Source organism: Mesorhizobium sp. M2A.F.Ca.ET.043.05.1.1, from assembly GCF_003952445.1.
Taxonomy (GTDB): Bacteria; Pseudomonadota; Alphaproteobacteria; order Rhizobiales; family Rhizobiaceae; genus Mesorhizobium.
On record NZ_CP034446.1, the window covers coordinates 4696199 to 4719105 of the forward strand.

General features: G+C 65.4%; 18 protein-coding genes. 4 read left to right on the plus strand and 14 right to left on the minus strand.

The annotated features are described in order from the left end of the window. Positions 1-28: 28 nt before the first annotated feature. Together deoC and EJ069_RS22660 are read right to left on the minus strand one after the other, a co-directional pair. Positions 29-1075, minus strand: coding sequence for a deoxyribose-phosphate aldolase (gene deoC, locus EJ069_RS22655; protein WP_126063202.1), 1047 nt, complete (start codon positions 1073-1075; stop codon positions 29-31). A 329-nt stretch (positions 1076-1404) separates the two neighbouring features. Then, positions 1405-2232 carry a ferredoxin--NADP reductase gene (locus EJ069_RS22660; RefSeq protein ID WP_126063203.1) on the minus strand — a complete coding sequence of 276 codons (828 nt, stop codon included), beginning with the start codon at positions 2230-2232 and terminating at the stop codon, positions 1405-1407. 220 nt (positions 2233-2452) lie between these two features. On the opposite strand from EJ069_RS22660, the gene EJ069_RS22665 reads away from it, so the two are divergent. Both EJ069_RS22665 and EJ069_RS22670 read left to right on the plus strand, forming a co-directional pair. Continuing rightward, complete coding sequence (locus tag EJ069_RS22665; RefSeq protein WP_126063204.1) at positions 2453-4525, plus strand: hydantoinase/oxoprolinase family protein; 2073 nt, start codon at positions 2453-2455, stop codon at positions 4523-4525. A gap of 1 nt (position 4526) precedes the next feature. Further along, positions 4527-6215 carry a hydantoinase B/oxoprolinase family protein gene (locus tag EJ069_RS22670; RefSeq protein WP_126063205.1) on the plus strand — a complete coding sequence of 563 codons (1689 nt, stop codon included), beginning with the start codon at positions 4527-4529 and terminating at the stop codon, positions 6213-6215. 253 nt (positions 6216-6468) lie between these two features. Here EJ069_RS22670 and EJ069_RS22675 read toward each other — a convergent pair whose 3' ends face one another. Genes EJ069_RS22675 through EJ069_RS22700 form a run of 6 tightly spaced genes read right to left on the minus strand, consistent with a single transcriptional unit; the run spans position 6469 to position 13578 of the window. Further along, the gene (locus EJ069_RS22675; protein WP_095820801.1) at positions 6469-6930 is read right to left on the minus strand and encodes a MarR family transcriptional regulator; all 462 of its coding nucleotides are present in this window, start codon (positions 6928-6930) and stop codon (positions 6469-6471) included. Beyond that, positions 6927-7511 carry an amino acid synthesis family protein gene (locus EJ069_RS22680; protein ID WP_126063206.1) on the minus strand — a complete coding sequence of 195 codons (585 nt, stop codon included), beginning with the start codon at positions 7509-7511 and terminating at the stop codon, positions 6927-6929. The genes EJ069_RS22675 and EJ069_RS22680 overlap by 4 nt, the downstream gene beginning before the upstream one ends. Continuing rightward, positions 7504-8388 carry a UPF0280 family protein gene (locus EJ069_RS22685; protein WP_126063207.1) on the minus strand — a complete coding sequence of 295 codons (885 nt, stop codon included), beginning with the start codon at positions 8386-8388 and terminating at the stop codon, positions 7504-7506. The genes EJ069_RS22680 and EJ069_RS22685 overlap by 8 nt, the downstream gene beginning before the upstream one ends. Further along, a complete protein-coding gene (locus EJ069_RS22690; RefSeq protein WP_126063208.1) occupies positions 8388-9929 on the minus strand; it encodes a 6-hydroxynicotinate reductase in 1542 nt (513 codons plus the stop codon). Before EJ069_RS22690 ends, EJ069_RS22685 begins: the two co-directional genes overlap by 1 nt. Further along, complete coding sequence (locus tag EJ069_RS22695) at positions 9926-12724, minus strand: molybdopterin-dependent oxidoreductase (RefSeq protein ID WP_126063209.1); 2799 nt, start codon at positions 12722-12724, stop codon at positions 9926-9928. The genes EJ069_RS22690 and EJ069_RS22695 overlap by 4 nt, the downstream gene beginning before the upstream one ends. Next, positions 12721-13578 carry a xanthine dehydrogenase family protein subunit M gene (locus tag EJ069_RS22700; RefSeq protein ID WP_126063210.1) on the minus strand — a complete coding sequence of 286 codons (858 nt, stop codon included), beginning with the start codon at positions 13576-13578 and terminating at the stop codon, positions 12721-12723. Before EJ069_RS22700 ends, EJ069_RS22695 begins: the two co-directional genes overlap by 4 nt. Positions 13579-13878: 300 nt before the next feature. On the opposite strand from EJ069_RS22700, the gene pncA reads away from it, so the two are divergent. Both pncA and EJ069_RS22710 read left to right on the plus strand, forming a co-directional pair. Then, a complete protein-coding gene (gene pncA, locus EJ069_RS22705) occupies positions 13879-14493 on the plus strand; it encodes a bifunctional nicotinamidase/pyrazinamidase (protein WP_126063211.1) in 615 nt (204 codons plus the stop codon). Positions 14494-14773: 280 nt separating this feature from the next. After that, positions 14774-16120, plus strand: coding sequence for a sodium:proton antiporter (locus EJ069_RS22710; protein WP_126063212.1), 1347 nt, complete (start codon positions 14774-14776; stop codon positions 16118-16120). A gap of 218 nt (positions 16121-16338) precedes the next feature. Here the strand turns inward: EJ069_RS22710 and EJ069_RS22715 are convergent, their stop codons facing one another. The 6 genes from EJ069_RS22715 to EJ069_RS22740 form a co-directional block, all read right to left on the minus strand. Further along, a complete protein-coding gene (locus EJ069_RS22715; protein ID WP_126063213.1) occupies positions 16339-17067 on the minus strand; it encodes an ABC transporter ATP-binding protein in 729 nt (242 codons plus the stop codon). Then, positions 17060-17788, minus strand: a complete 729-nt coding sequence (locus EJ069_RS22720; RefSeq protein WP_126063214.1) for an ABC transporter ATP-binding protein — start codon at positions 17786-17788, stop codon at positions 17060-17062. The genes EJ069_RS22715 and EJ069_RS22720 overlap by 8 nt, the downstream gene beginning before the upstream one ends. Then, the gene (locus EJ069_RS22725) at positions 17785-18747 is read right to left on the minus strand and encodes a branched-chain amino acid ABC transporter permease (RefSeq protein WP_126063215.1); all 963 of its coding nucleotides are present in this window, start codon (positions 18745-18747) and stop codon (positions 17785-17787) included. The genes EJ069_RS22720 and EJ069_RS22725 overlap by 4 nt, the downstream gene beginning before the upstream one ends. Beyond that, complete coding sequence (locus EJ069_RS22730; RefSeq protein WP_126063216.1) at positions 18744-19625, minus strand: branched-chain amino acid ABC transporter permease; 882 nt, start codon at positions 19623-19625, stop codon at positions 18744-18746. The genes EJ069_RS22725 and EJ069_RS22730 overlap by 4 nt, the downstream gene beginning before the upstream one ends. Before the next feature lie 214 nt (positions 19626-19839). After that, on the minus strand, positions 19840-21144 hold the full coding sequence (locus tag EJ069_RS22735) for an ABC transporter substrate-binding protein (protein WP_126063217.1): 1305 nt from the start codon (positions 21142-21144) through the stop codon (positions 19840-19842). A 155-nt stretch (positions 21145-21299) separates the two neighbouring features. Further along, positions 21300-22739, minus strand: a complete 1440-nt coding sequence (locus tag EJ069_RS22740) for a hypothetical protein (RefSeq protein WP_126063218.1) — start codon at positions 22737-22739, stop codon at positions 21300-21302. Between the last annotated feature and the right edge of the window lie 168 nt (positions 22740-22907).

Consider the following 22907-nt stretch of genomic DNA (forward strand, 5'->3'; position numbering starts at 1 on the left):
CCCTCCCCACAAGGGGGAGGGTGGGAGCCTACGCCATCGCGTGGCGATGGTTGGCCGAGTAATGGCCGGTCAAATGATGCTCGAGCTGGCGTTCGATGTCGGTGAGCAGGCTCGACGCGCCGAAGCGGAACAGGTCCGGCTCCAGCCACGGCCGGCCGAGCTCCTCCTTCATCAGCACCAGCCAGTCGAGCGCGACCTTGGCGGTGGAAATGCCGCCGGCCGGCTTGAAGCCGATGAGATAGCCGGTCTCCTCGAAATAGGCGCGGATGGCGCGCACCATGGTGAGGCCGACGGGGAGCGTGGCGTTGACGCTCTCCTTACCGGTGGAGGTCTTGATGAAATCGGCGCCCGCCATCATCGCGACCATGGAGGCAAGCATGACATTGCGCAAAGTGGCGAGATCGCCGGTGCCGAGGATGACTTTCAGATGCGCTTCGCCGCAGGCTGCGCGCATGGCGACGATCTCGTTGAACAGCTCGCGCCATTTGGCGCCGTAGACCAGGCCGCGCGGAATGACGACGTCGATCTCGTCGGCGCCGTCCTTCACCGAGGCCTCGATCTCCTGCAGGCGGGTCGACAGCGGCGCAAGCCCGTGCGGGAAGGCGGTGGAAACCGCGGCGACGTGAATGCCTGTGCCGCGCAGGGCATCGACCGCGGTGGCGACAAAGGGATGATAGACGCAGACCGCCGCCGGACGGATGGTTTCGCCCGAGATGCCGAGACCCTCGACGATGTCGCGGCGCAGCGGATTGATCGCCTTGGCGCAGAGCCGGCGCACGCGCTCGTCCGTGTCATTGGAATTCAGCGTGGTGAGGTCCATGCAGGCGATGGCCCGCAGCAGCCAGGCGGCCTGGTTGTCGGCCTTGATCGAGCGCCGCTTGGTCAGCGTCGCGACGCGACGCTCCAGCGCCGAACGGTTGACGCTGCGCACCGATTCCAGAAAGCCGAGATCGAGCTTCATGCCGGGGTTGCGGGCAATGCCGTGTTCCAGCGGCAGCGGCGTGTTGGCGGCGGCGCGCGCCGGCAGCGGCATCACCTTGGACGCGCCAGCGCCTGCTTCGCGGATCGTGCTCATCTCCTGCCCTTTCATTCAGCTGCTTACGCCGCTTTTCCTGGTGCGTGTCGTTTTCCCAAAACCGCTCAACACTTTTGGGCGACACGCACAAAGATAGCCCGTGAAGCGATGCTTCACGAGTCTTTCAAAGGCTCATAGCGGAAAAAGGCAGCCGAGGCAGTAGATTTTTGACCGTATGGTCAAAGCAAGACGCCGAGTGAACGCTCCCGGCGTTGGAGATTGGCCGAAACGCCCATCCCTTCGTGATACTCGGGCTTGACCCGAGTATCCATTCCGTGACCTCAGCCGCAGAGCGCGATGGCGCAGATTTCTGTAGCCGCCGCGATGCCTTAGCCGACGAAGGCGCGCTCGACGACGAAGCTGGCCGGGTGGCTCAAGGAACCTTCCTGGAAGCCGAGGCTCTCGGCGAGTTCCTTGACGTCCTTCAGCATGTGCATCGAGCCGCAGATCATGATGCGGTCGGTCTGGGGGTTGAGCTTGTCGATGCCGAGATCGGAATAGAATTTTCCGGAGCCGATCAGCGCGGTGATGCGGCCCATGCGCGCCGATTCCTCGCGCGTCGTCGAATTGTAGAGCGTGACGCGGCCGGCGGTCAGCTCGCCGATCAGAGGATCGCTTTCGAGCGCCGCCACCAGTTCCTGGCCATAAGTCAGCTCGGCAATGTCGCGGCAGGTGTGGGTGAGGATCACCTGGTCGAACTTCTCATAGGTGTCGGGATCGCGCAGCAGGCTGGCGAAAGGCGCAATGCCGGTGCCGGTCGAGATCATGAACACGCGCTTGGCGGGCGTCAGCGCGTCGAGCACCAGCGTGCCGGTCGCCTTCTGGCGCATGATGACGGTGTCGCCGACCTGGATCTTCTGCAGCTCGGAGGTAAGCGGGCCGTCCGGGACCTTGATCGAGAAGAATTCCAGCTCGTCGTCCCAGGCGGGGCTGGCGACCGAGTAGGCGCGGAAGATCGGCTTCTCGGCATTGGGCAGGCCGATCATGACGAACTCGCCGGAGCGGAAGCGCAGCGACTGCGGGCGGGTGATGCGGAACGAGAACAGCCGGTCGGTGTAATGCTTCACCGACACCACGGTCTCGGCATAGACATTGGCCGGAATCGGGAACTGCAGCGGCCTTGCGCCGGCGGTGTTCAACGCGGATGTCGTGTTCATCAAACCCAACTTTCCGGCCCAGACAAACGCACTGGGCGCCAAACTTTCTCCTGCGCGTCCGAACGATCAGGTCCCGACGTGCCCGCTGCACATTGCCAAGCGGTAAGCTCTTGTGTCGGAAACTTATTAGTATACAAATGATCTTGAGGTCAAGATGGCGACGTAAAATGCCTTTCCAAACCAAGGCATATCCGTAGTCCTGCTATTTCGGGTTTCGGCAATGATTGAGAAATTTTCGGCGTCCGCGGGAAGCGTCGTAGCAGGGATCGACGTCGGCGGAACCTTCACCGACCTGCTTTTGATCGACGGCAAAGCAGGCGGCAGGGTCCATATCGCCAAGACGCCGACGACCGTCGAAAACCAGGCCTTCGGCGTGGTCGCCGCGCTTGGCGCGACGGGCTTTCCGATCGACGGCATCGACCTGATCGTGCACGGCACGACGACCACGACCAACGCCGTGCTGGAACGCCGGCTGGCGCGGACCGGCATGATCACCACGCGCGGCTTTCGCGACGTGATCGAGCTTGGCCGCCGCACCAGGCCGCAAGCCTATGGCATGACCGGCACTTTTGTCCCCGTCATTCCCCGCGACCTTCGGCTCGAAGTGTCGGAACGGGTCGAGGCTTCGGGCGCGGTGCGTATTCAACTCGACGAAGCCGAGATGCGCGATGCGGTGAAGAAGCTGCTCGACGCCGGCTGCGAATCCCTCGTCATCCACTTCCTGCACTCCTATGCCAACCCGACGCATGAGCGGCGCGCCGCCGAAATCGCGGCGGAGCTTTGGCCGAACGGCCACATCACCACCGGGCATGCGCTGCTTTCGGAAGCGCGCGAGTTCGAGCGCGGCGTGACGGCCGCCGTCAACGCCTCGGTGCAGCCGATCCTAGAGCGTTATGTCGAACGGCTGCGCAAGGAGCTGGCGGCAAAGGGCTATGCCCGCGACTTCCTGATCATGAACGGCAATGGCGGCATGATCTCGGCGCGTTTCGTCACGCTGGAATCGGCCAAGACCGTGATGTCCGGCCCGGCTTCCGGCGTCATCGCCGCCGCCTACACGGGCAAGCGCGGCGGCTTCGGCAATCTCGTCACCTACGACATGGGCGGCACCTCGACCGACGTGGCGCTGATCCGCAATGCCGAGCCGGCTGTCTCCAACGAGATCGAGATCGAATATGCGATGCCGATCCATGTGCCGATGGTGGCGGTGCATACCGTCGGCGCCGGCGGCGGCTCGATCGCGCGCGTCGACGCGGCCGGGCTGATCCAGATCGGCCCGGAAAGCGCCGGCGCCAATCCCGGCCCGATCTGCTACGGGCGCGGCGGCGAGGAGCCGACCATCACCGACGCCAATCTGGTGCTCGGCCGCCTGGCGCCGAAGAAGCTGCTCGCGGTCGACAACCCGGTCACCGTCGAGCGCGTCACCGGCATTTTCGAGGCCAAGATCGGCAAGCGCACCGGGCTCTCCGGCGTAGAAGCCGCGGGCGCCGTTCTGCGGCTCGGCAACATGAAGATGGCCGGCGCGATCCGCATGGTGTCGGTCTCGCGCGGTCACGACCCGCGCGATTTCGCGCTGTTCGCCTTTGGCGGCGCCGGGCCGCTGCATGCGACGGCGCTTGCCCGGGAGCTCGGCCTGCCGCGCGTGCTGGTGCCCGCGCGCCCCGGCATCACCAATGCGCTCGGCTGCGTCGTCGCGGATCTGCGGCACGACTTCGTCAACACGATCAACCAGCCGGTGAAGCTGCTCGACGAGGCTGCACTTCGTGAGGTGTTGGAACGGCACCGTAACGAAGGCGAGGCGCTGATCGCCAAGGAAGCGGTGAAGCCAGACGCGATCCGCGTCACGCATTCCGCCGACATGCAGTTCGTCGGCCAGACGCATATCATCAATGTGCCGCTGCCGTCGTCCTCGGTTTCACGAGAAACGCTGCAGCAATTGTTCGAGAAAGCCTATTTCGCCCGCTTCAAGGTCGAGCTGCCGGAAATCCGCGCCAATCTCGTCAACCTCAACACCTCGGTTACCGGCGTGCGGCCGCAGATCGATTTGTCGCGGCTGATCGACCCCGCGGGCCGCGCGGCGACGCTCGAGGAGGCGCGGCGCGAGATCCGCCCGGTCTGGTATCACGGCACCTGGCACGACACGCCGGTCTATGCCCGCGAAAAGCTGCCGCTCGACGCCGTGATCGAAGGACCGGCGATCCTGGAACAGATGGACGCCACCACGGTGCTCGAACCCGGCGACCAGGCGCGCTCGGACGCGGACGGCAACATCATCATCGACATCGGCGAGGCTTGAGATGGCAAAGCTCGACACGATCACGCTTTCGGTGCTGCAGGCGGCTCTGCAGCAGGTCTGCGACGAGATGGACCTGACCTTCTCCCGCGCCGCCTTCTCGCCAGTCATCGCCGAAGCCAATGACCGCTCGGACGGCATCTATTCGGCGGTCGACGGCTCGCTGATCGCGCAAGGCAGCCAGGGCCTGCCGGTGTTCGTCGGCGTGATGCAATATTCGACAAGAACGGTGATCGAGATGATCGCCGACGGACGCTGCCTGGCGCCGGAGCCGGGCGACATCTACATCGTCAACGACCCTTATCTCGGCGGCACGCATCTGATGGATGTGCGCTTCGTCATGCCTGTCTATCGGAGCGGCAAGATCTTTTGCTGGCTGTCCAACACCGGCCACTGGCCGGACATCGGCGGTTCCGTTCCGGGCGGCTTTTCCGCTTCTGCCACCGCGGTCGAGCAGGAGGGCCTGCGGCTGCCGCCGGTGAAGCTGTTCAAGAAGGGCGTGCTCGATCCGGAGATCTACGCCATCATCTGCTCGAACATCCGCGTTGCCGACCAGCGGATCGGCGACATCCGGGCGCAGGCCGCGGCGCTGCTGATCGGCCAGGACAGGCTCAACGAAATCCTCGATCGTTACGGTGACGAAACCGTCGTCGAGGCGATTGCGGAACTGCAGCGCCGCGCCGCCGAGCAGATGCGCGCCTCGATCGCCGTCATCCCCGACGGTATCTATCGCTCACAGGCTTTTGTCGATTCCGACGGGGTGGTGAACGAGCCGCTGACCATCAATCTCGCCGTCGAGAAGAAAGGCGATACGCTGACCTTCGATTTCGTTGGCTCGTCGAAACCCTGCGCCGGGCCGATGAACAGCGTGCTGGCTACCACCTTGTCGTCGGTCTATCTCGCCATGCGCCATATTTTCCCGGAGGTGCCGATCAGCGCCGGCGCCTTCGAACCGCTGAACGTCAAGCGGCCGGAGGGCACGTTCCTCGACGCCAAATATCCTCGGCCCGTGTCGGGCTGCGCGGCGGAGGTCTCGCAGCGCATCGCGGAAGCCGTCTTCGCCGCGATGGTCCAGGCATTGCCTGAGAAGGTGACGGCGGCGCCCGCCGGCTCCAGCGGCAATTTCGCGCTCGGCGGCAACGATCCGGCGCGTGGCCGTGACTATGTCATGTACCAGATCTCCGGCGGCGGCTATGGCGGCAATGCCGGCCATGACGGCTTGAGCAATGGCTGCTCGACCATCGGCATCTCGAAGTCGCCGCCGGTCGAGATCATGGAGCAGGCTTTTCCGGTGCTTTACCGGCACTATGCGCTGCGCGAAGGCTCGGGCGGCGCCGGCAAACATCGCGGCGGCTTTGGGCTCGCCTACGAGGTCGAGATCCTGCGCGGCGAGGCACGCGCGTCCTTCGTCATGGATCACGGCCGCTTCGGGCCGCAGGGCGCGCTCGGCGGCAAGGACGGCGCGCCGAACAGCGTGACTGTGTTCCGGGGCGGCGAAGCGCATGTGCCGCCGCATCTTTCCAAAGAACAGGACATAGCGCTCAAGGCCGGCGACCGCGTGCGCGTCGGCACGCCGGGCGGCGGCGGCTATGGCGATCCGCGCGAGCGGGACGCGCGGTTGGTCGCCGAGGATGTCAGGCTGGGCTACTATACGGCCGAGCAGGCCAGGGAGATGTTCGGCGTGGATTTGTAGGCGGCGCGCTGGCGATCATGCTTGCGCCGGCTTTCGATATTGGCCGCAACGTGCATCGCGTCGTCATTCTATGGCGTAGCAAGGAGCGAAGCGACGCGCGCAGACCATAGAATCCATGCCGTTGCGAAGAGGCGCCGCCCACGGTGCAGAATTCTGCTCCGCTGCTTCTTCGGCTGAGGTAACGGCATGGATTCCAGGGTCTTCGCGACGGAGCTTCGCTCCTGCTCCGCCCTGGAATGACGAAGTTGGAGGGCTACGCCAGCTTCGCCAGCAGCCGCAAAAACGTCGCCGCCTCTTTGGCCGTCAGCGGCGCCAGCGTTTCCTCTGTGATGGTGCGGGCGAGCGGAATCAGCCGTTCGATCGCCTCGCGGCCTTCCGGCGTCAAATTGACCAGCAGGCGCCTTTTGTCGACTTCATGCTTGGATACCTCGACGAGACCCCGCGCTTTCAGCCGGTCGATGACGCCTTTCACAGTGGCCGCGTCCATGGCGATCAGCGTTCCCAACTGGTTCTGCGAGGTCTCGCCGATGTCGTAGAGCTTGGCCAGAGCGGCGAATTGCGGCGGTGTCAGGTCGCCGATATGCGAGGCGAAGATCGAGACATGGCGCTGATGCGCCTTGCGCAGGATGAAGCCGACCTGGTCCTGCAAATGGTAGTTGTTCTCGTCGCCGTCCTCGGCCTCGACCAGCCGCAGCAGATTGTCCTCGCCGCTCATCTGAGGCCATCCCATGCCTTGATGTCCTCGGCCGCCAGCCCGCCCATGCGATTGTGGACACGCGGGCCGCAGGTCATGGCGAGGCAGAACAGGATCTCGTCGGGACGCGGGCCGTCGCTGATGCCGACCTCCATGGCGTCGAAATGGCTGCGCACATAGGCCGCGTTGATGTGGCCAAGCGGCACGTCGAGCCTCGAGCCGAAGGCGCCGACCTTCTTGGCCGACGGCACGATGGCCTTGGCGTCGCCGAGCCGCTCGCGCATGGCGTAGCCGCCAGGCACGTGCCAAAGCGCGCCGTGTTCCAGCTCTCCGGCGGTGCCGACGATGGCGCCCTTGCCGTAGCCGTCGATCTTCTTCACGTCGCCGCCGAGCGCGGCAATCAGCCTGTCGGAAAGCAGGAGGCCCAGCGGCTTCAAGTCTTCCATCGCGCCCTGCAGCTCTTCCACATAACGGCCGGCGAAAGGGTTCTTGACCACTGCGAGAGCCGCCGCACGAAGGCGGGGCTCTTTCGCCACGGGGCCGCCGTCGTGGAAAATCTCCTCGGTCAGCACCGCGACCTTGCGGATCGGAAACTCAGGCATCGGCAAATTCCTCCTGTGCATGCTTGTTGGGCGCGGCGAGCGCTATCGCGCCGCTGATGCGGGCCTCACCCGCCAGAAACAGCGCCGAGGCCGCGACCAGGCCGCGCCGGCGAAAATCTTCGGCGACGGCGAGGCCCTTGTCCAGCGCCCGGGCAATGTCGCCCGGTGAAAGCGCGCCGACGCTCTGCGTCACCAGTTGCTCTCCGAGATCGCTGTCGGGCGCCAGGTCGCGCGCCGGAACGCGCGCGATGGCAGGGTGACCGGGCAGGTCGACGGCGTTGGCAATCAGCGTCGCCGCCGCATCGGCCTCGGCGCCGGTCGGCGCGAGAACGGTGACGGCATCGGCGATGCCGAACGAAAACGAGCGGCCGCGCCAGCCGCTGGTGGCAACACCGCGCACACCATCCTCGGCGCGGATGCCGACGCGATCGGCCATGCCATTGCCGGTGCCGGCAATCGCCACCGTCATCGACTGATCCCTGCCGAGATAGATGGCGCAATCGCCGCCATTGTTGACATAAGCGCGGTCAAGCCGCCGGCCGGCGAGCATCGCGGCAAGAATTTCGTCGGCTACCGAACCGGCAACGGCGGCCATCGGCGTGATGAAGCATTCCGCCAATGGCATGACGGCTGCTTCCATGCGGCGCGCCGTCGGGCCGGCGAAATCGCGCGGCGCCAGGAAGAAGGCTGGCAGGCGCAACTCGGGCAGCTCCTCGACCAGCTCGATCAGGATCGTCTGGAAGCGCGAGACCGCCTGCTCGTAGGCGGCGCGGCGCTCGTCGTCAGAGCCGAAGGCCTCGACGATGAGGTCGATCGGCCCATGGTTGAGATGGAGCCGCCGGCCGTCGGCAAGCCAATGCGCCTGCGGGCCGTTCATCAGCCGGCACCGTTCGCCGCCGCGCGCCGCAGCTGCGCCAGCGGCGGCCAGGGGTTGTTGACCGGCGCGCCGGTGCCGCGGCGCGGGTTGAGATACTCGCCGCCCTTGGCGAGGATATCCTCGACGCTGCGTATCTCATTCTCATAGCCGCCCAGCCGGACATAATCGTCGCGGCGCATGGTGAACTCGATCGGCGCGACCAGCGCCGGCGTCGGCACATAGCCAAAGGCGCCTTCCGGAACGCGGGTGACGTCGACCATCAGCGTGATGCCGCCGCCCGGCCAGACATAGACCGGCGCGCCGCCCACCGTGACATAGGTCTTCAGGCCTTGTACCGAGCGGGTGAGGTTGACCGGGTTTTCGGTGACGCCGGCGCGCAGCGAGCCGCCGGCGCCGCCGATGAAGAGAACGGTGCAGAGCGCCGGCTCGCAATTGTCCTCGATCAGGCCGACGGACTTCTGCAGCCGCTCCGGAAACGGTTTTTGGACCGGCTTCAACTGCTCGTCGAGCTCATAGTATGCGAACTGCTCGCCGGTGGTCGACACCATCAGCAGTGACAGGCCGGGACGCGCGCCCTTCTTGGCGTTCCAGTCGCCGAGGATCGACAGCGGGTCGGAAATCGTCGTGCCGCCCCAGCCGAGGCCGGGTTCCGAAACCTTGAAATAGCGGCCGGGCGTCGAACGGCGGCCGATGATCTTTATGCCGGTGTCTTCCCAGCCCAGCACCTTGCCGGCCTGATGCTCCGAGACTACGCCGGTGATGTGGTCGTCGACCACCACCACCTCGTCGACCAGCCCGCGCCATTGCGTGGCGAACATGCCGATGGTGGCCGAGCCGCAGCCGACGCGCATGCGGTGCTCGATCTTGCCGTCGATGACCGGCGGTTTGCCGGCTTCGACGATCACCGTGGCGCCGCCGTCGATGGTGAGCTCGACCGGCTTGCGGTTGCAGAGGTTGAGCAGCGCGTCGCAAGTGGCGCGGCCTTCCTGCTTGGAGCCGCCGGTCAAATGATGGACGCCGCCTAGCGACAGCATCTGCGAGCCGTATTCGCCTGTGGTGACATGGCCGATCGCCTCGCCTTGCGAGCGCACGATTGCCGTCTCGTCGCCGATATGGCGGTCGGTATCGATCTTCACCTTGACGCCGCAGTAGGAGAATATCCCTTCGGTGACGACGGTGACGAGATCGACGCCCTCGACCTCCTGGCTGACGATGAAGGGCGCCGGCTTGTAGTCCGGATAGGTGGTTCCGGCGCCGATCGCGGTGACGAAGCGCCTTCCGGTGTTGACCAGCTCGCCGTTCCAGGCCTCGCCCTCGGCAACGAAAGGCACGACCGCGCCGCCCGTCTCGGCGGCATGGTCGAGGATGGTCAGCGGATCCATGCGCACGATGCGGCCGCCGACATTGCCGTAGCGATCGCAGGCGCCGGTGCGACCGTCGGCGATGTAGCACATGACCGGGCAGGCATCGCAGCGGATCTTCTCCGCCACCTGCTTCTCGCCGGGATCGTGAGTTTCGAAACGTTCGGCAAGCTCGCTCATCGGCGCGCCTCCTTCTCGCGGATCGCCGCCAGGATGCGGCTCGGCGTCGCCGGCACCTTGGTGACCAGGACGCCGGTGGCGTGGCGGATGGCGTTGAGGATCGCCGGCGCGGTGGGGATCAGCACATGCTCGCCCAGGCCCTTGGCGCCGAAGGGTCCTTCCGGATCCGGAACCTCGACCAATATGTGCTCGACCGGCGGCACGTCGCCGATCGTCGGGATGAGGTAGTCGTGCAAATTCTCGGTGCGGCCGGGGATGTATTCCTCCATCAGCGCCATGCCGATGCCCTGCGCGATGCCGCCCTCGATCTGGCCTTCGACCAGCACTGGATTGATCGCCTTGCCGACATCATGCGCGGCGGTGATCTTGATCAGCTTTACGGTGCCGAGCTTCAGATCGACTTCGAGCTCGGCAATCTGCGCGCCATAGCCATAGACCGCGTAAGGCTTGCCCTGGCCCTTGGCGTCCAGCGGCAGCGTCGGGGGGTCGTAGGTTTCTTGGGCGACGAACACCATGCCGTCGGCATCGACCTTCAACTCGGACAGATCGATGCACCGCGCGGCATCGCCTTCGCGGATGGAAAGGTTCGCGCCGTCGAGCGCAATCGTCGCCTGTTCCGAGACGTTGGCGAAGCGCAGGATTTTTTCGCGCAAGGCGCGGCCCGCTTTCTCCGCCGCCTTGCCCGTTACAAAAGTCTGGCGCGAGGCGGATGTTTTGCCGGCGTCGGGCGTGATGGCGGTGTCGGCGCTCTTCAGCTTGAACTTGTCCAGCGGCAGCCCGAGCGCGTCGGCGCAGATCTGGGTGATAACGGTGTTGGAGCCCTGGCCGATATCGACCGCGCCCTGATGCAGGATCACCTCGCCGGAGGCCGAGATGCCGACCTTGATGGTCGAGGGATTGGGCAGCGAGGTGTTACCGCAGCCATACCAGCAGGAGGCAACGCCGACGCCGCACTTGCTCGTAGTGTTGGTGGCGTTGAAGGCTTCTGCCTCCGCCAGCGCACGCGCCCAATGCGGCTGAAGCTGCTCCAGGCATTCGCCGATGCCGACGCCGGATTCCAGGCGCTGGCCGGTGACCGTCTCGCAGCCGTCGCGCAGGCAGTTCTTCAGCCGAAAATCCAGACGGTCCATACCGAGCTTGCCGGCGAGCTCGTCATAGAGCGTTTCCTGCATGATGGTGGCCTGCGGCACACCGAAGCCTCGGAACGCGCCGGCGATCGGGCCGTTGGTGTGGATGGCGTAGCCGGTGGCGCGATAGTTCGGCGTGGCATAGGGGCCGGAGGCATGCACCGGAACGCGGTTCGCGACGGTCGGCCCCCAGCTGGCATAAGCGCCGGTGTTGAAATCGCCCTCGAAGACCATGCCGGTGATGCGGCCCTCGGCATCAGCGCCGATGGTCGCCTTCATCTCGGCAGGATGGCGCTTGGTGGTCGACATCATCGATTCATTGCGGGTGTAGGCAAGCGCCGCCGGCCGACCCGTCTTCATCGCGACAAGGCCGATCAGCGGCTGCAGCGAGACATCAAGCTTCGAGCCGAAGCCGCCGCCGGTCGCGGTCGGCACGATGCGGACCTTGTCGACGGCAAGCCCAAGCACCTTGGCGGTGTCGTCGCGGTCCATATAGGGCGCTTGCGTGCAGGCAACGACGACCAGCGTATCGCCATCCATGTAAGCGTAGCCGGCTTCCGGCTCGATATAGGCGTGCTCGACGAAAGAGGTTTCGATGGCGCCGGATGCCGTGACCGTCGCGCCGGCGAGCGCTCGTTCCGGATCGCCGCGTTCGACATAGCCGGAGGTGAGCAGGTTCGCAGGTCGGTGGCTGTGGATCCGCGCAGCACCTTCGGCCTTCGCCTCACGCGGCTGCAGCACATGCGGCAGCTCGGTCCAGGCGATCGGAAAATCCGTCAGGTCGAGATCGAGGATCGCCTCACGCTCGCCCGCCACCAGCGCCACAGCCTCGCCGCGCAGGCGGACAAAGCCTTCGGCCAGCGCCGGCTGGTCGGCAAAGGGACCGATAACGCCGAAGCAGTTCCTGCCGGGAATATCTGCGGCGGTGAAAACACCGGCGATGCCGGGATGCGCTTTGACCCAGGAATCGAGATCGCCGAAGCTGAAGCCGGCATGATAATGCTGCGAGCGGACTACCAGCACAGACAGCGCGTCGGCCGGGAAGGAATCGCCGCCGAACTTCTCGTCGCCGGTGACCTTCGGCACGCCATCGAGCCGGATCGGCGAAGCGCCGACCGCGCGGCCCACGTCCGGCAGGCGAAGGTCTATGCCGTTCATGTGCCGCGAGGCTTGCATCACCGCAGCGACGATCTTCCGGTAGCCGGTGCAGCGGCAGAGCACGCCGCCCAGCGCATCCTGCGTCTCTGCCTCGCTGGGTGTCGGGTTGCGCTCCAAAAGCGCGGTGGCCGCGACCAGCAGGCCGGGCGTGCAGATGCCGCATTGCGCGGCGCCATGTTCGAGGAAGGAGGCCTGCAGCGCCGAAAGCCTGCCATTGGCAAGACCTTCGACAGTGGTCACGGAAGCGCCAGTGACGGACGCCGCCGGTACAAGGCAGGCGCAGACCGGATCGCCATCGACCAGCACCGTGCAGGCGCCGCAATCGCCGGCGTCGCAGCCGACCTTGGTGCCGGTCAGCCGCAACTCGTCGCGCAAAACCTGCGACAGGCGCCGCACCGGCGGCACGGAAACCCGGACGGCGGCGCCGTTGACCTCGAAAGCAATGTCGGCGCGCTCGATGCCGGACTGGGCCATGCCGGACTGGGCCATGCCGTGTCGGACCATGCTCATGCGGCCACCTTGCCCTGGTCGAGGCCAATTGCAGACCGCACGGCACGGGCGACGATCTCCCGCGCCGCTTGCTCCCGATACTCGGCGCTGCCGCGCACATCGGCGATCGGCGACAATTCATCGAATGGCGCCGACAGCACCGCATCGGGAAGCGCCTCGTCGATCGGACGCCCGCGCAGGACCGCCTCGACGCCGGCGAGGCGGCGGGCGACCGCAGAGCAGGAACCGACCGCGATCGCCGCTTCGGCGACGACGCCATTCTCGACCACAAGCCGCGCCGCCGCCATGGCGATCGAGATGACGAGATAGCGACGGGCGCCGAGCTTGACGAAGGCCGAGGTGCCGACCGCGGAACGCTTCGGCACGCGGATGGCGGTGACCATCTCGCCCGGCTGCAGCGCCGTGCGGCGATTGCCGAGGATGAACGCGTCGAGCGGCAGATGACGGGTGGCGTTCGCCGTGCGCAATTCGACATCGGCGTCGAGCGCAAGCAGCGCCGGCACGCCGTCGGCGGCGGGCGAGGCGTTGCAGAGATTGCCGGCAATCGAGGCGACGTTTTGGATCTGGACCGAGCCGACTTCGCGCGCGGCCGATTTCAGCGCGTCGAAGGCGGGCGGGAGCGGCAGGCGCACGATGTCGGTCCACGTCGTTCGGGCGCCGATCCGCCAGTATTCGTCGGTCTCTTCGATGCCGCGCAGTTCGGCGAGACCGTTGATGTCGAGGATGTTGTCGCGGAAGGGTTTTGCGCCCTGCGCCGGATAGAAATCCGTGCCGCCGGCGAGTATCCGCCAGCGGTCCTCGCCAAGCAAAGCGAGCGCCTCGTCGACCGTGGTGGGTTTCGCGTAACGGATCACGCTCTGCCTTCCAGAACCTTCCCAGAAACGAGCCGTCCCCGATTGGCCCGCCCAAAGCGCCTTGCCCTGGGACTTTCCGCCGGTATTCAGACCGGTCAAATTCATTCGTATGCAAATGATATCAGGCCGGTCGGAATTGTCAAAGCCGGAGTTGGCGCGGCAAAGACCTGAACGCGATTGTTATGGTGCCGGAGGTTGACGCCGCCGCCCATCTGGTCAAGGTTCCGTGTCCGGTCGCGTCAGCGGCTTTGGACTGGAGCCTCAACCCGATACGAAGGGGCCCAAACGAGAGGAAGCCGCATGGCCGACGAAGCGCTGATCGTCATCGACCTGCAGAACGATTTTTGTCCAGGCGGCGCGCTGGCGGTGGCCGGCGGCGACGAGATCGTGCCTTTGGTCAACGACCTGATCCGGCGGACCGACCACGTGATCCTGACGCAGGACTGGCACCCGGCCGGTCATTCGAGCTTCGCCTCCAGCCATCCGGGCAAACAGCCCTTCGAAACCATAGACATGCCCTATGGGCCGCAGACCTTGTGGCCGGACCATTGCATCCAGGGCAGCCTCGGTTCCGATTTCCATTCCGGGCTTGCCTGGACCAAGGCCGAGCTGGTGATCCGCAAGGGGTTCCGCACAGCGATCGACTCCTATTCGGCGTTCTTCGAGAACGACCACGCGACGCCAACCGGCCTTGGCGGCTACCTGAAGGAGCGCGGCATCGACACGATCACGCTGGTCGGGCTCGCTACCGATTTCTGCGTTGCCTTTTCCGCACTCGACGCGGTGAAGCAGGGTTTCAAGACGACGGTCCGGCTCGACGCCTGCCGCGGCATCGACCTCAACGGCTCGGTCGAGGCGATGCTGAAGCGCATGCGCGAAGCCGGCGTGACGCTCGAAGACCACTCGGCGGATTGACCGGACCGTGGGGAAGGCCCCCCTCACCCGGATTGCGGGCTCCCCCTTCTCCCCTTATGGGAGAAGGTGTCGCCGAAGGCGACGGATGAGGGGTGCTCCAGGGAACGTCGGCGCCTCACTCCGCTGGAACACCCCTCATCCGTCTCGGCGCTACGCGCCGATCCACCTTCTCCCACAAGGGGAGAAGGGGAAGGCGCGCGGCGGCCGGACGAAGGGGTTTTTCTCATTCGCTTCACTTGCCGTGTTGCTACTATTCCCAGCACAGGCTTACGCCGCCGAAATGCACGAACTGCCCGGCGCAGCGATGTCGCTGTGGTGGGGACTGCCCTTTGCCGGCCTGCTGCTGTCGATCGCGACCGGACCGCTGCTCTTTCATCACCTGTGGGAACATCATTACGGCAAGATCGCCGCCGGCTGGGCGGCGCTGGCAGTGGTCCCGCTGGCCGTCGCTTTCGGCATTCCGACGGCAGGCGAGGCCGTGCTGCACACGCTGCTCACCGAATATCTGTCCTTCATCATCCTGTTGTTCGCGCTCTACACCATCTCGGGCGGCATCCTGCTTGCCGGCAACATCCATGGCACGCCGCTCACCAATGCCGGCCTGCTGCTCATCGGCGCGCTGCTTGCCTCGGTCATCGGCACGACCGGCGCCTCGATGATCCTGATCCGGCCGATGCTGCGCGCCAACGACAACCGGCCGTTCAACGCCCATGTGGTGATTTTCTTCATCTTCCTGGTCTCCAACATCGGCGGCTCGCTGACGCCGCTCGGCGACCCGCCGCTGTTCGTCGGCTTCCTGCGCGGCGTGGATTTCTTTTGGACGACAGTGCACATCCTGCCGGACACGCTTTTTGTCGGCGGGCTGGTGCTGGCGGTGTTCCTGGCGATCGATCTGGTCCTGCATCGCCGCGAGGCCGGCATGCCGAAGATCAAGGACCCGACGCCTGATACAAAGGTGCGCCTGCGCGGGCTCGCCAACCTGCCGCTGCTCGCCGGCGTGATCGGCGCGATCCTGCTTTCGGCGAGCTGGAAGCCGGGCGCCAGCATCCCGATTTTCGGCGTCGGCCTCGAGTTGCAGAACCTGGTGCGCGACGCCGTCATCCTGGTGCTGGCCTTCCTGTCGCTGAAGGTCTCGTACAAGAGCCACCGAGAGGCCAACGGCTTCACCTGGGGGCCGATCGCCGAGGTGGCGAAATTGTTTGCCGGCATCTTCATCTGCATCGTGCCGGTCATCGCCATCCTGCGGGCCGGCCATGACGGCGCGCTGGCGCCGCTGGTGTCGCTTGTCACCTCCGCTGACGGCCAGCCCAACGATCTGGCCTATTTCTGGCTGACCGGGGCGCTGTCTTCCTTCCTCGACAACGCACCGACCTATCTGGTGTTCTTCGAGCTCGCCGGAGGCGATGCGCGGCACCTGATGACGGAGGCCGCCTCGACGCTTGCGGCGATCTCGGCCGGCGCCGTGTTCATGGGCGCCAACACCTATATCGGCAACGCGCCCAACTTCATGGTCTTCGCCATCGCCAGGCATCGCGGCTTCAAGATGCCGGGTTTCTTCGGCTATATGATGTGGTCCGGCCTTGTGCTGATTCCGACCTTTTTGATTGCCGGGTTTTTGTTTTTCTGAAGCGAAGGACACTGGCGCTGTCCTTCATTGTCCTGGGTTCCTCGCCCCCGCAAAGCGGGGGAGAGGTGGCCGCGAAGCGGCCGGAGCGGGGGCTTTCGTAGGGCGCTCCCCTCTCCGTCTCGGCTTCGCCGAGCCACCTCTCCCCACTTACGTGGGGCGAGGAACAACCTGATTGTCGCCACGCCCGCCAATTTCGAGGCTGCGGCAATTTCAGGACCTCAGCCCACCCCAACATATCTTCGCACCGCCGAGGGATCCGCCCGCAGCGCTTCGACGTCCACCGTCTCGCGGTTGCGGCCGTTCTCGATGAAGCAAACGCGGTCGGCGACCGAGAGCACGGCGTCGACGCGCTGCTCGACCAGGATGGTGGAGACGCCGAGCTCGCGCAGCTTGGCCACTGTCTCGCGGATCCGGGCGATCATCGACGGCATCAGGCCCTCGGTCGGCTCGTCCAGCAACAGCACCTGCGGTTCGAGGCAGAGCGCGCGGGCCATGGCCAGCAACTGCTGCTCGCCACCGGAGAGCGTACCGGATCGCTGCTTCAGCCGCTCGCGTAGCAGCGGGAAGAGATCGAGGACGTTCTCGCGCGTCTCTCTGCCCTTGCCGCGCGCCATCAAGCCGATCTCGATGTTTTCCGCAACGCTCATCTCGGCGAACAGGCGCCTGCCCTGCGGCACATAGGCGACGCCTGCCTTGGGCACGTCATGCGCGGCTAGTCCGGTCAGTTCCTTGCCGTCCAGCTTGATCGAGCCGGCGGCCGGCGGGACCAGCCCCATGATGGCCTTCAATGTCGTCGTCTTGCCGGCGCCGTTGCGGCCGAACAGGCACAGCACCTCGCCCTTGTTGAGCACAAGGTCGAGGCCGTAGAGCACCTGCACCTCGCCATAGAAGCAATCGAGGCCGGCAATGGTGAGCAATCCGCCACTGGTTCCAACGGAGTCAGCCATGGGTCGCTCCGAGATAGGCGTCCTGCACCTCGGCATTGGCGCGGATCTCGCCCGGCGTGCCCTCTGCGAGGATCTTGCCCGAATTGAAGACGGTGATGCGGTCGGCGAGTCCCATGACGACCGGCATGTTGTGCTCGATCAGAAGCACCGTCGAGTCCGTCGCGATCCCGCGGACCAGCGTGATGAAATTGTCGATCTCGCTGTCGGCCAGGCCCTGTGTGGGCTCATCGAGGATCAGCAGGCGCGGCTTCAGCGCCAGGCCCATCGCCACTTCGAGCAGACGCTGATGGCCGTAGGAAAGATGCGCGGCCAGCGTGCCGGCGCGGTCGGCAAGTCCGGTGCGCTCGAGCGCCGCCATGACGCCGGTCCTGACTTGTCCCTTCGTGCGACCGTCGGTCAGCGTGCGCTGCACCGGCAGGGCGACATTGTCGAAGACCGTGAGGTTGGCGAAGACGCTGGTGATCTGGAACGTGTAGGCGACGCCGAGCCTGACCCGTTGGTAGGCCGGCATAGCGGTGATGTCGACGCCGTCGAAGACAACGGCACCCGACGATGGCCGGATGCGGCCCGAGAGCAGGCTGACGAAAGTCGTCTTGCCGGCGCCGTTCGGGCCGATGACGGCGCGGATCTCGCCCGGCATCAGCGCGAAGTCGACGCCGTCGACGGCGCGCAGGCCGCCGAACTGGCGCGAAAGGCCCTTGGTGGTGAGCAACGGCATCATGGCAGCCACCCCAGCCAGCGCTCGCGGATGCTGCCCATGATGCCCTTCGGGGCAAACAGGACGAGCAGGATGAGCGCGACGCCGACGATCAGCAGATAGGCGGACGTGAAGCCGCTGGTGATGTCGGTGACATAATACATGAACAGGGTGCCGATAAGCGGTCCGAGCGCGGTCGCGGCGCCGCCGAGCAGCACCCAGAGCAGCGGCAGGATCGAGTACTGGATCGACGCGAAATTCGATCCGACATAGCCGAACAGCAGCGCATAGGCGGCGCCCGACGCCGCGCAGATGGCGCCGGAGGCGACGACAGCGATGAGCTTGTTGGCAACCGTGTCATAGCCAAGCATCTTCGTGCGTTCTTCGTTCTCCCGGATGGCGACCAGCACGCGGCCGAAGCGGGAGCGGACAAGGGCGAGCGTGATGAGAAGCACGACCGAGAACAGCGCCAGCGCGCCCATGTAGCGCACGGTCGGGTCGGTCAGGTCGAGGGATGCGCCGCCGATTGCGACCACCCGGGATGCCTGCTGGATGACCAGTCCCTGGTCGCCGCCGGTCCAGGGGGCGAAATAGAGGATCGTCAGATAGAAGACCTGGGCGAACATCATGGTGACGATCATGAAGGCCACGCCTGAAGTGCGCAGCGCCAGCAGGCCGATGACCAGGGCGAGCAGCGCGCCGCAAGCGACGCCGGCAAGGAAGCCTTCCGACACGCCCCAGCCGAGGTGGTAGACGGTCAAGCCCGCGCCATAGAGGCCGGCCGAGAAGAACATGGCGTGGCCGAGGCTGAGCAGGCCGACATAGCCGAAGAGCAGATTGTAGCCCATGGCAAAGACCGCCAGTGCCATGATGCGGGCAAACAGACCCTGATGGTAATCCGGCAGGACGAAGTTCAGCGCGAACAGAAGCGCGATGACGCCGATATGCAGGGCATACGTCTTTGCCGGCGAAGCATCCCTCATCGCGGCGCGGTTCCGAACAGGCCTTGCGGCCGGAACACCAGCACCATGGCGACCACCAGCGTGGCGATGATCTTGGCGAGCGTCGGCGAGAAGAACATCGAGATGATGCCGTCGGAGAGGCCGATCAGGATGGCGGCGACGACGGTGCCGCGCAGCGATCCCAGGCCACCGATGATGACGACGATGAAGGACAAAAGCAGCGGGTCCTGCCCCATCAGATAATGCGCCTGGCTGATCGGCACGATCAGCACCGCGGCGATCGCCGCCAGCATGGCGCCTACGGCGAAGACGCCGGCATAGACGCGCTCGACCGGAATGCCGAAGGCCTGCGCTGTCTCGCGATCATATTGCGTGGCGCGCATGATCAGACCGATCTTCGTGCGGGTCAGCACCAGCCAGGTGATGACGAGCAAAATGGCCGAAGCGACGACCACAGACAGCTTGTAGCCGGAATAGCCGAACCACGGCAGAAGGATGCGGTAACTGAAGGGCGGCTCAACCGGGCGTGCCTCTGGACCGTAGAAGGTGAGCGCCAGCTGCTGGATGATGTAGAGCATGCCGATGGTGGCGACGATGGTGCTTTCGGGGTTGTAGTTCAGCCGCCGCAGCACCAGCCATTCGGCGAGAAATGCGACCAGCCCGACGAGCAAGGGCGCGATCACGAGTGCTGTGACGAAACCTACCGCGGGATGGCCGGAAATCGCCGTCGAGACCGCCCAGGCGAGCACCGCGCCCAGCATGAAGAACTCGCCATGCGCGACGTTGACGATGCGCATGACGCCGAACACCAGCGACAGGCCGAGCGCCGTCAGCGCCAGCACGGCGGAGGTGACCAGGCCTTCAAGGGCGGCGAGGAGGAGGTGGGGTCCGAAATGCATGGATTATTTGCCGACGGAGGCGCGAGACCCCCCTCTCTGCCCTGCCGGGCATCTCCCCCTCAAGGGGGGAGATTGGCAGTTCCTGCGAAGGCACCCACCTGCCGGCCTGGGCGATTGGCGAAAGCGGAAATAACAGCTGATCTCCCCCCTTGAGGGGGAGATGTCCGGTAGGACAGAGAGGGGGGCCTGGGCGCTCACGCTGGGTGGAATGAACCTACAGCGCCTGCGTCGTGTAATCCCCTTCCGGCTCGTAGAGGCCGTCCTCGATCTTGGTCTTGTGCACGACCTTGAGCTTGCCGCCTTCGACCTTGGAGATGTTCTGGATGCCGAAACACTGGTGGATCTTGCCGTTGAAGGTCTTCGGGCCCTGCGGATGTTCCGGTCCCTCGGCGAATTCCTTCAGCGCCTCGGTCGCCTCGACCAGCTTGGCGCGGTCCTCCGGTCCCTTGTAGCCGGCATCTTCCATCGCCTTCTTGACGACGTAGAGCGTTTCCCAGCAGCCGAACATGTGCGAGGCGGTGGAGATGTCCTTGGGATCGCCGACCGCGGCGCCATTGTCGTCGATGCCGACGGCGGCGCGGTAGGCTTTCTGCGCGGCGGAATCATCGGGCTGCGCGTAGCGCGGCGAGCCTTCCCAGAAATGGCTGCCGTCGAGGAATTCGAGGCCGGGGCTGTTGATGTCGACAGCCTCGAGCGAATCCATGAAGCCGAAAAGCTGCGGCCTCTGCGAACCGTAGAACTCGCCGAGCTCCTTGACGAAGGTGAGCACCGCAGGGCCGACCATGACGTGGTAAATCACCTCGGTCTCGGCCGGGATCTGCGGGAAGTATTTGGTAAAGGACGATTCCGTCGGCGGGATCGCGATCTGCGCGATGACGTCGGCGCCTTGCGCCTTCAGCGCCGGCGGCAGGTAGTCGCGATGATCGTAGCCGAAGGCGAAGTCGGGGAAGATCTGCGTCACCTTCTTGCCGGCGTTCGCCGCGATCCACGGCGCCATGGACTGGATCTGGCTCTTCACGTCGGTGATGCCTGGCTGGAAGACGTAGCGGTTGAGTTTGGTCGAGGCGACGTGATGGCCTTCGCTGACCACGAAATAGGGGATCTTGTTCTCGCCGGCGGCGGGCGCCGAGCCGATCACGACATGCGAGAACAAGGTGCCGAAGACGATGTCGGTCTTGTGCTGCTTGGCGAATTTGTTGACCACCTCGGCGCCGCGCGCCGGATCGGTGCCGTCATCCTCGATCACCAGCTCGACCTTGCGGCCGCTGATGCCGCCGGCGTCGTTGATCGCCTTGACGGCGGCAGCACTTGTCTTCTCGTACCAGCGGCCATAGGCGGCCCCGATGCCGGTGCGGTGCGACTGGAAACCGATCTTGATCGGCGCCGAGCTCTGCGCCTGGCTGTAGCGGACGAAGCCGGGCGCCAGCGCAAGACCGGCGCCGGCGGCGATGCCTTTCAGCGCAGTGCGGCGCGACAGCGTTGTCCTGGAGAGGTCGAAAAATCCGTTCTTGTCAGCCATGTCCGTTCCCCTGTTTTTTCAGTCTTGACCAGCGATAAGGCGGCTAATCCATCCCGTTCCGAAGGATGGAAAAATTGCATGTGTACAAACTAAATCACCAAAGCTTTGGCCTGGCAAGCGAGCTTTACCCGACGGCATCGTTGGCATGCTTTGTGTCATCCGGCGGTCGGCGTGGCAAGCAACCAAAGGCCGAAGATCGTGTAGGCGATCATCAGCAAGGTGAGTGGCAATTGACTGAGCGCTGCGCGCGACGATTTCTGGTGGAGCCGCCAGGCAAGACCATGCGCGACGAGCACCGCCAGCACATGGCCGGCGATGATGACGCCGGCCTGCAGATTCCAGAGCCACCAGGCCGAGTCAGCGCCGGCGACAATGCCCGCCTCGACCATCCTGTCGGCGGTGCCGAAGAGATTCCAGCCGAGCGCGAAAGGATCAGAGAGCGCGACCAGCGCGTACTGGCCGTCGACCAGCAGCACCGCGAGGTAATGCGCGATGTGATAGGCAAGCGCGATCGGCACGATCGACCAGACCAGCAGGCCGGCCGCCTCGCCGAAAGAATGTTCGTCGCCGGCGAGGCGCTGGCCGAGAAAGACGGCCAGGGCGAACACCGCCGCCAGCAAGGCGAAGGTGAGCACCACGCCAAAACTGCCGATGCCGATCAGCGCGGTGCGGCCGGGATATTCCAGCGGATTGACACCGAACAGGCCGAGCCAGAAGAAGGTTTTCGACAGGCCGTCGAAGGACACCGACGACAGCGCCAGCAGGAGGAAAGCCGTGCCACTTAGTGGCAAGGGTTCGGCCGCCAGCAATTTGGCGCCCGGCCAACAAAGGGAGAGGCGGCTGTCATGGCGCTCGACAAGCGCGAAGCGGGCGACCATCGAGAAAAAAACGGTCAGGAACTCGCCGCGCTTGCTCCAGGCGTCGCAGCCGAAGGTGAGCATGGCGATGAAGCTCGCCAGCCAGTAGAGGCCGGCGGCAAAGGCGAGGCGGGCCGGATCGTCGGGGGCGGGATCGATCAGCTCGAACCAGGCGAAGGCTAAGAACAGCACGAATGCCGGCCAGTAGCCGAGCCAGTTGGGCAGGCGCGATCGTTTTGCATCGTCCGCAGGAAAGCCGAAGACGCCAGAGGCGACACGCCACGGCCCGTACCACGGGTTGAGCCATGCCCAGAGATCGCCGAGCACGCCCTGCAGCAGGGTGAAGCCTGCCCACAGCAGCGTCCAGATCACCAGCGGCAGCGGGTTGGAGAGCGGGTCGCGGCTGCCGAGAAAGCCGGCAGCGACGAGAAGTATGAAGCCGGCAAATGAAATCAAGCTGAAGAGGGTGCGCGGAGCATCGCCGAAGGTGAACATGGTCAGGCGCCGGCGCCAGATGCGGTCGAGGGCGGCGGGCGGCAGCAGCGCCAGGACGAGGAAGCTGATGGCCACGGCCAACGCGCCGCCGGCGATGTAGTAGCCGGTCGGGAGAAGCAGGACGTGACCGCGATCGGAGGCGTGGGCGAAGGCGGGGGTGGGGAGGGCAGCGAGGAAAGCGAGAGAGAAGGCTAACCTGCGGCGACGGCGTTCTACGGCCCCCCTCTCTGTCCTGCCGGACATCTCCCCCTCAAGGGGGGAGATTAGCAGTTTCAGCGCCGGTTCTTCCTTCGCAACGTCGAAGGTTGGCGAAAGCGGAGACACAAGCTTAATCTCCCCCCTTGAGGGGGAGATGTCCGGCAGGACAGAGAGGGGGGCGAAGGAACTCGACCTATCCAGCCTCGCAGGACC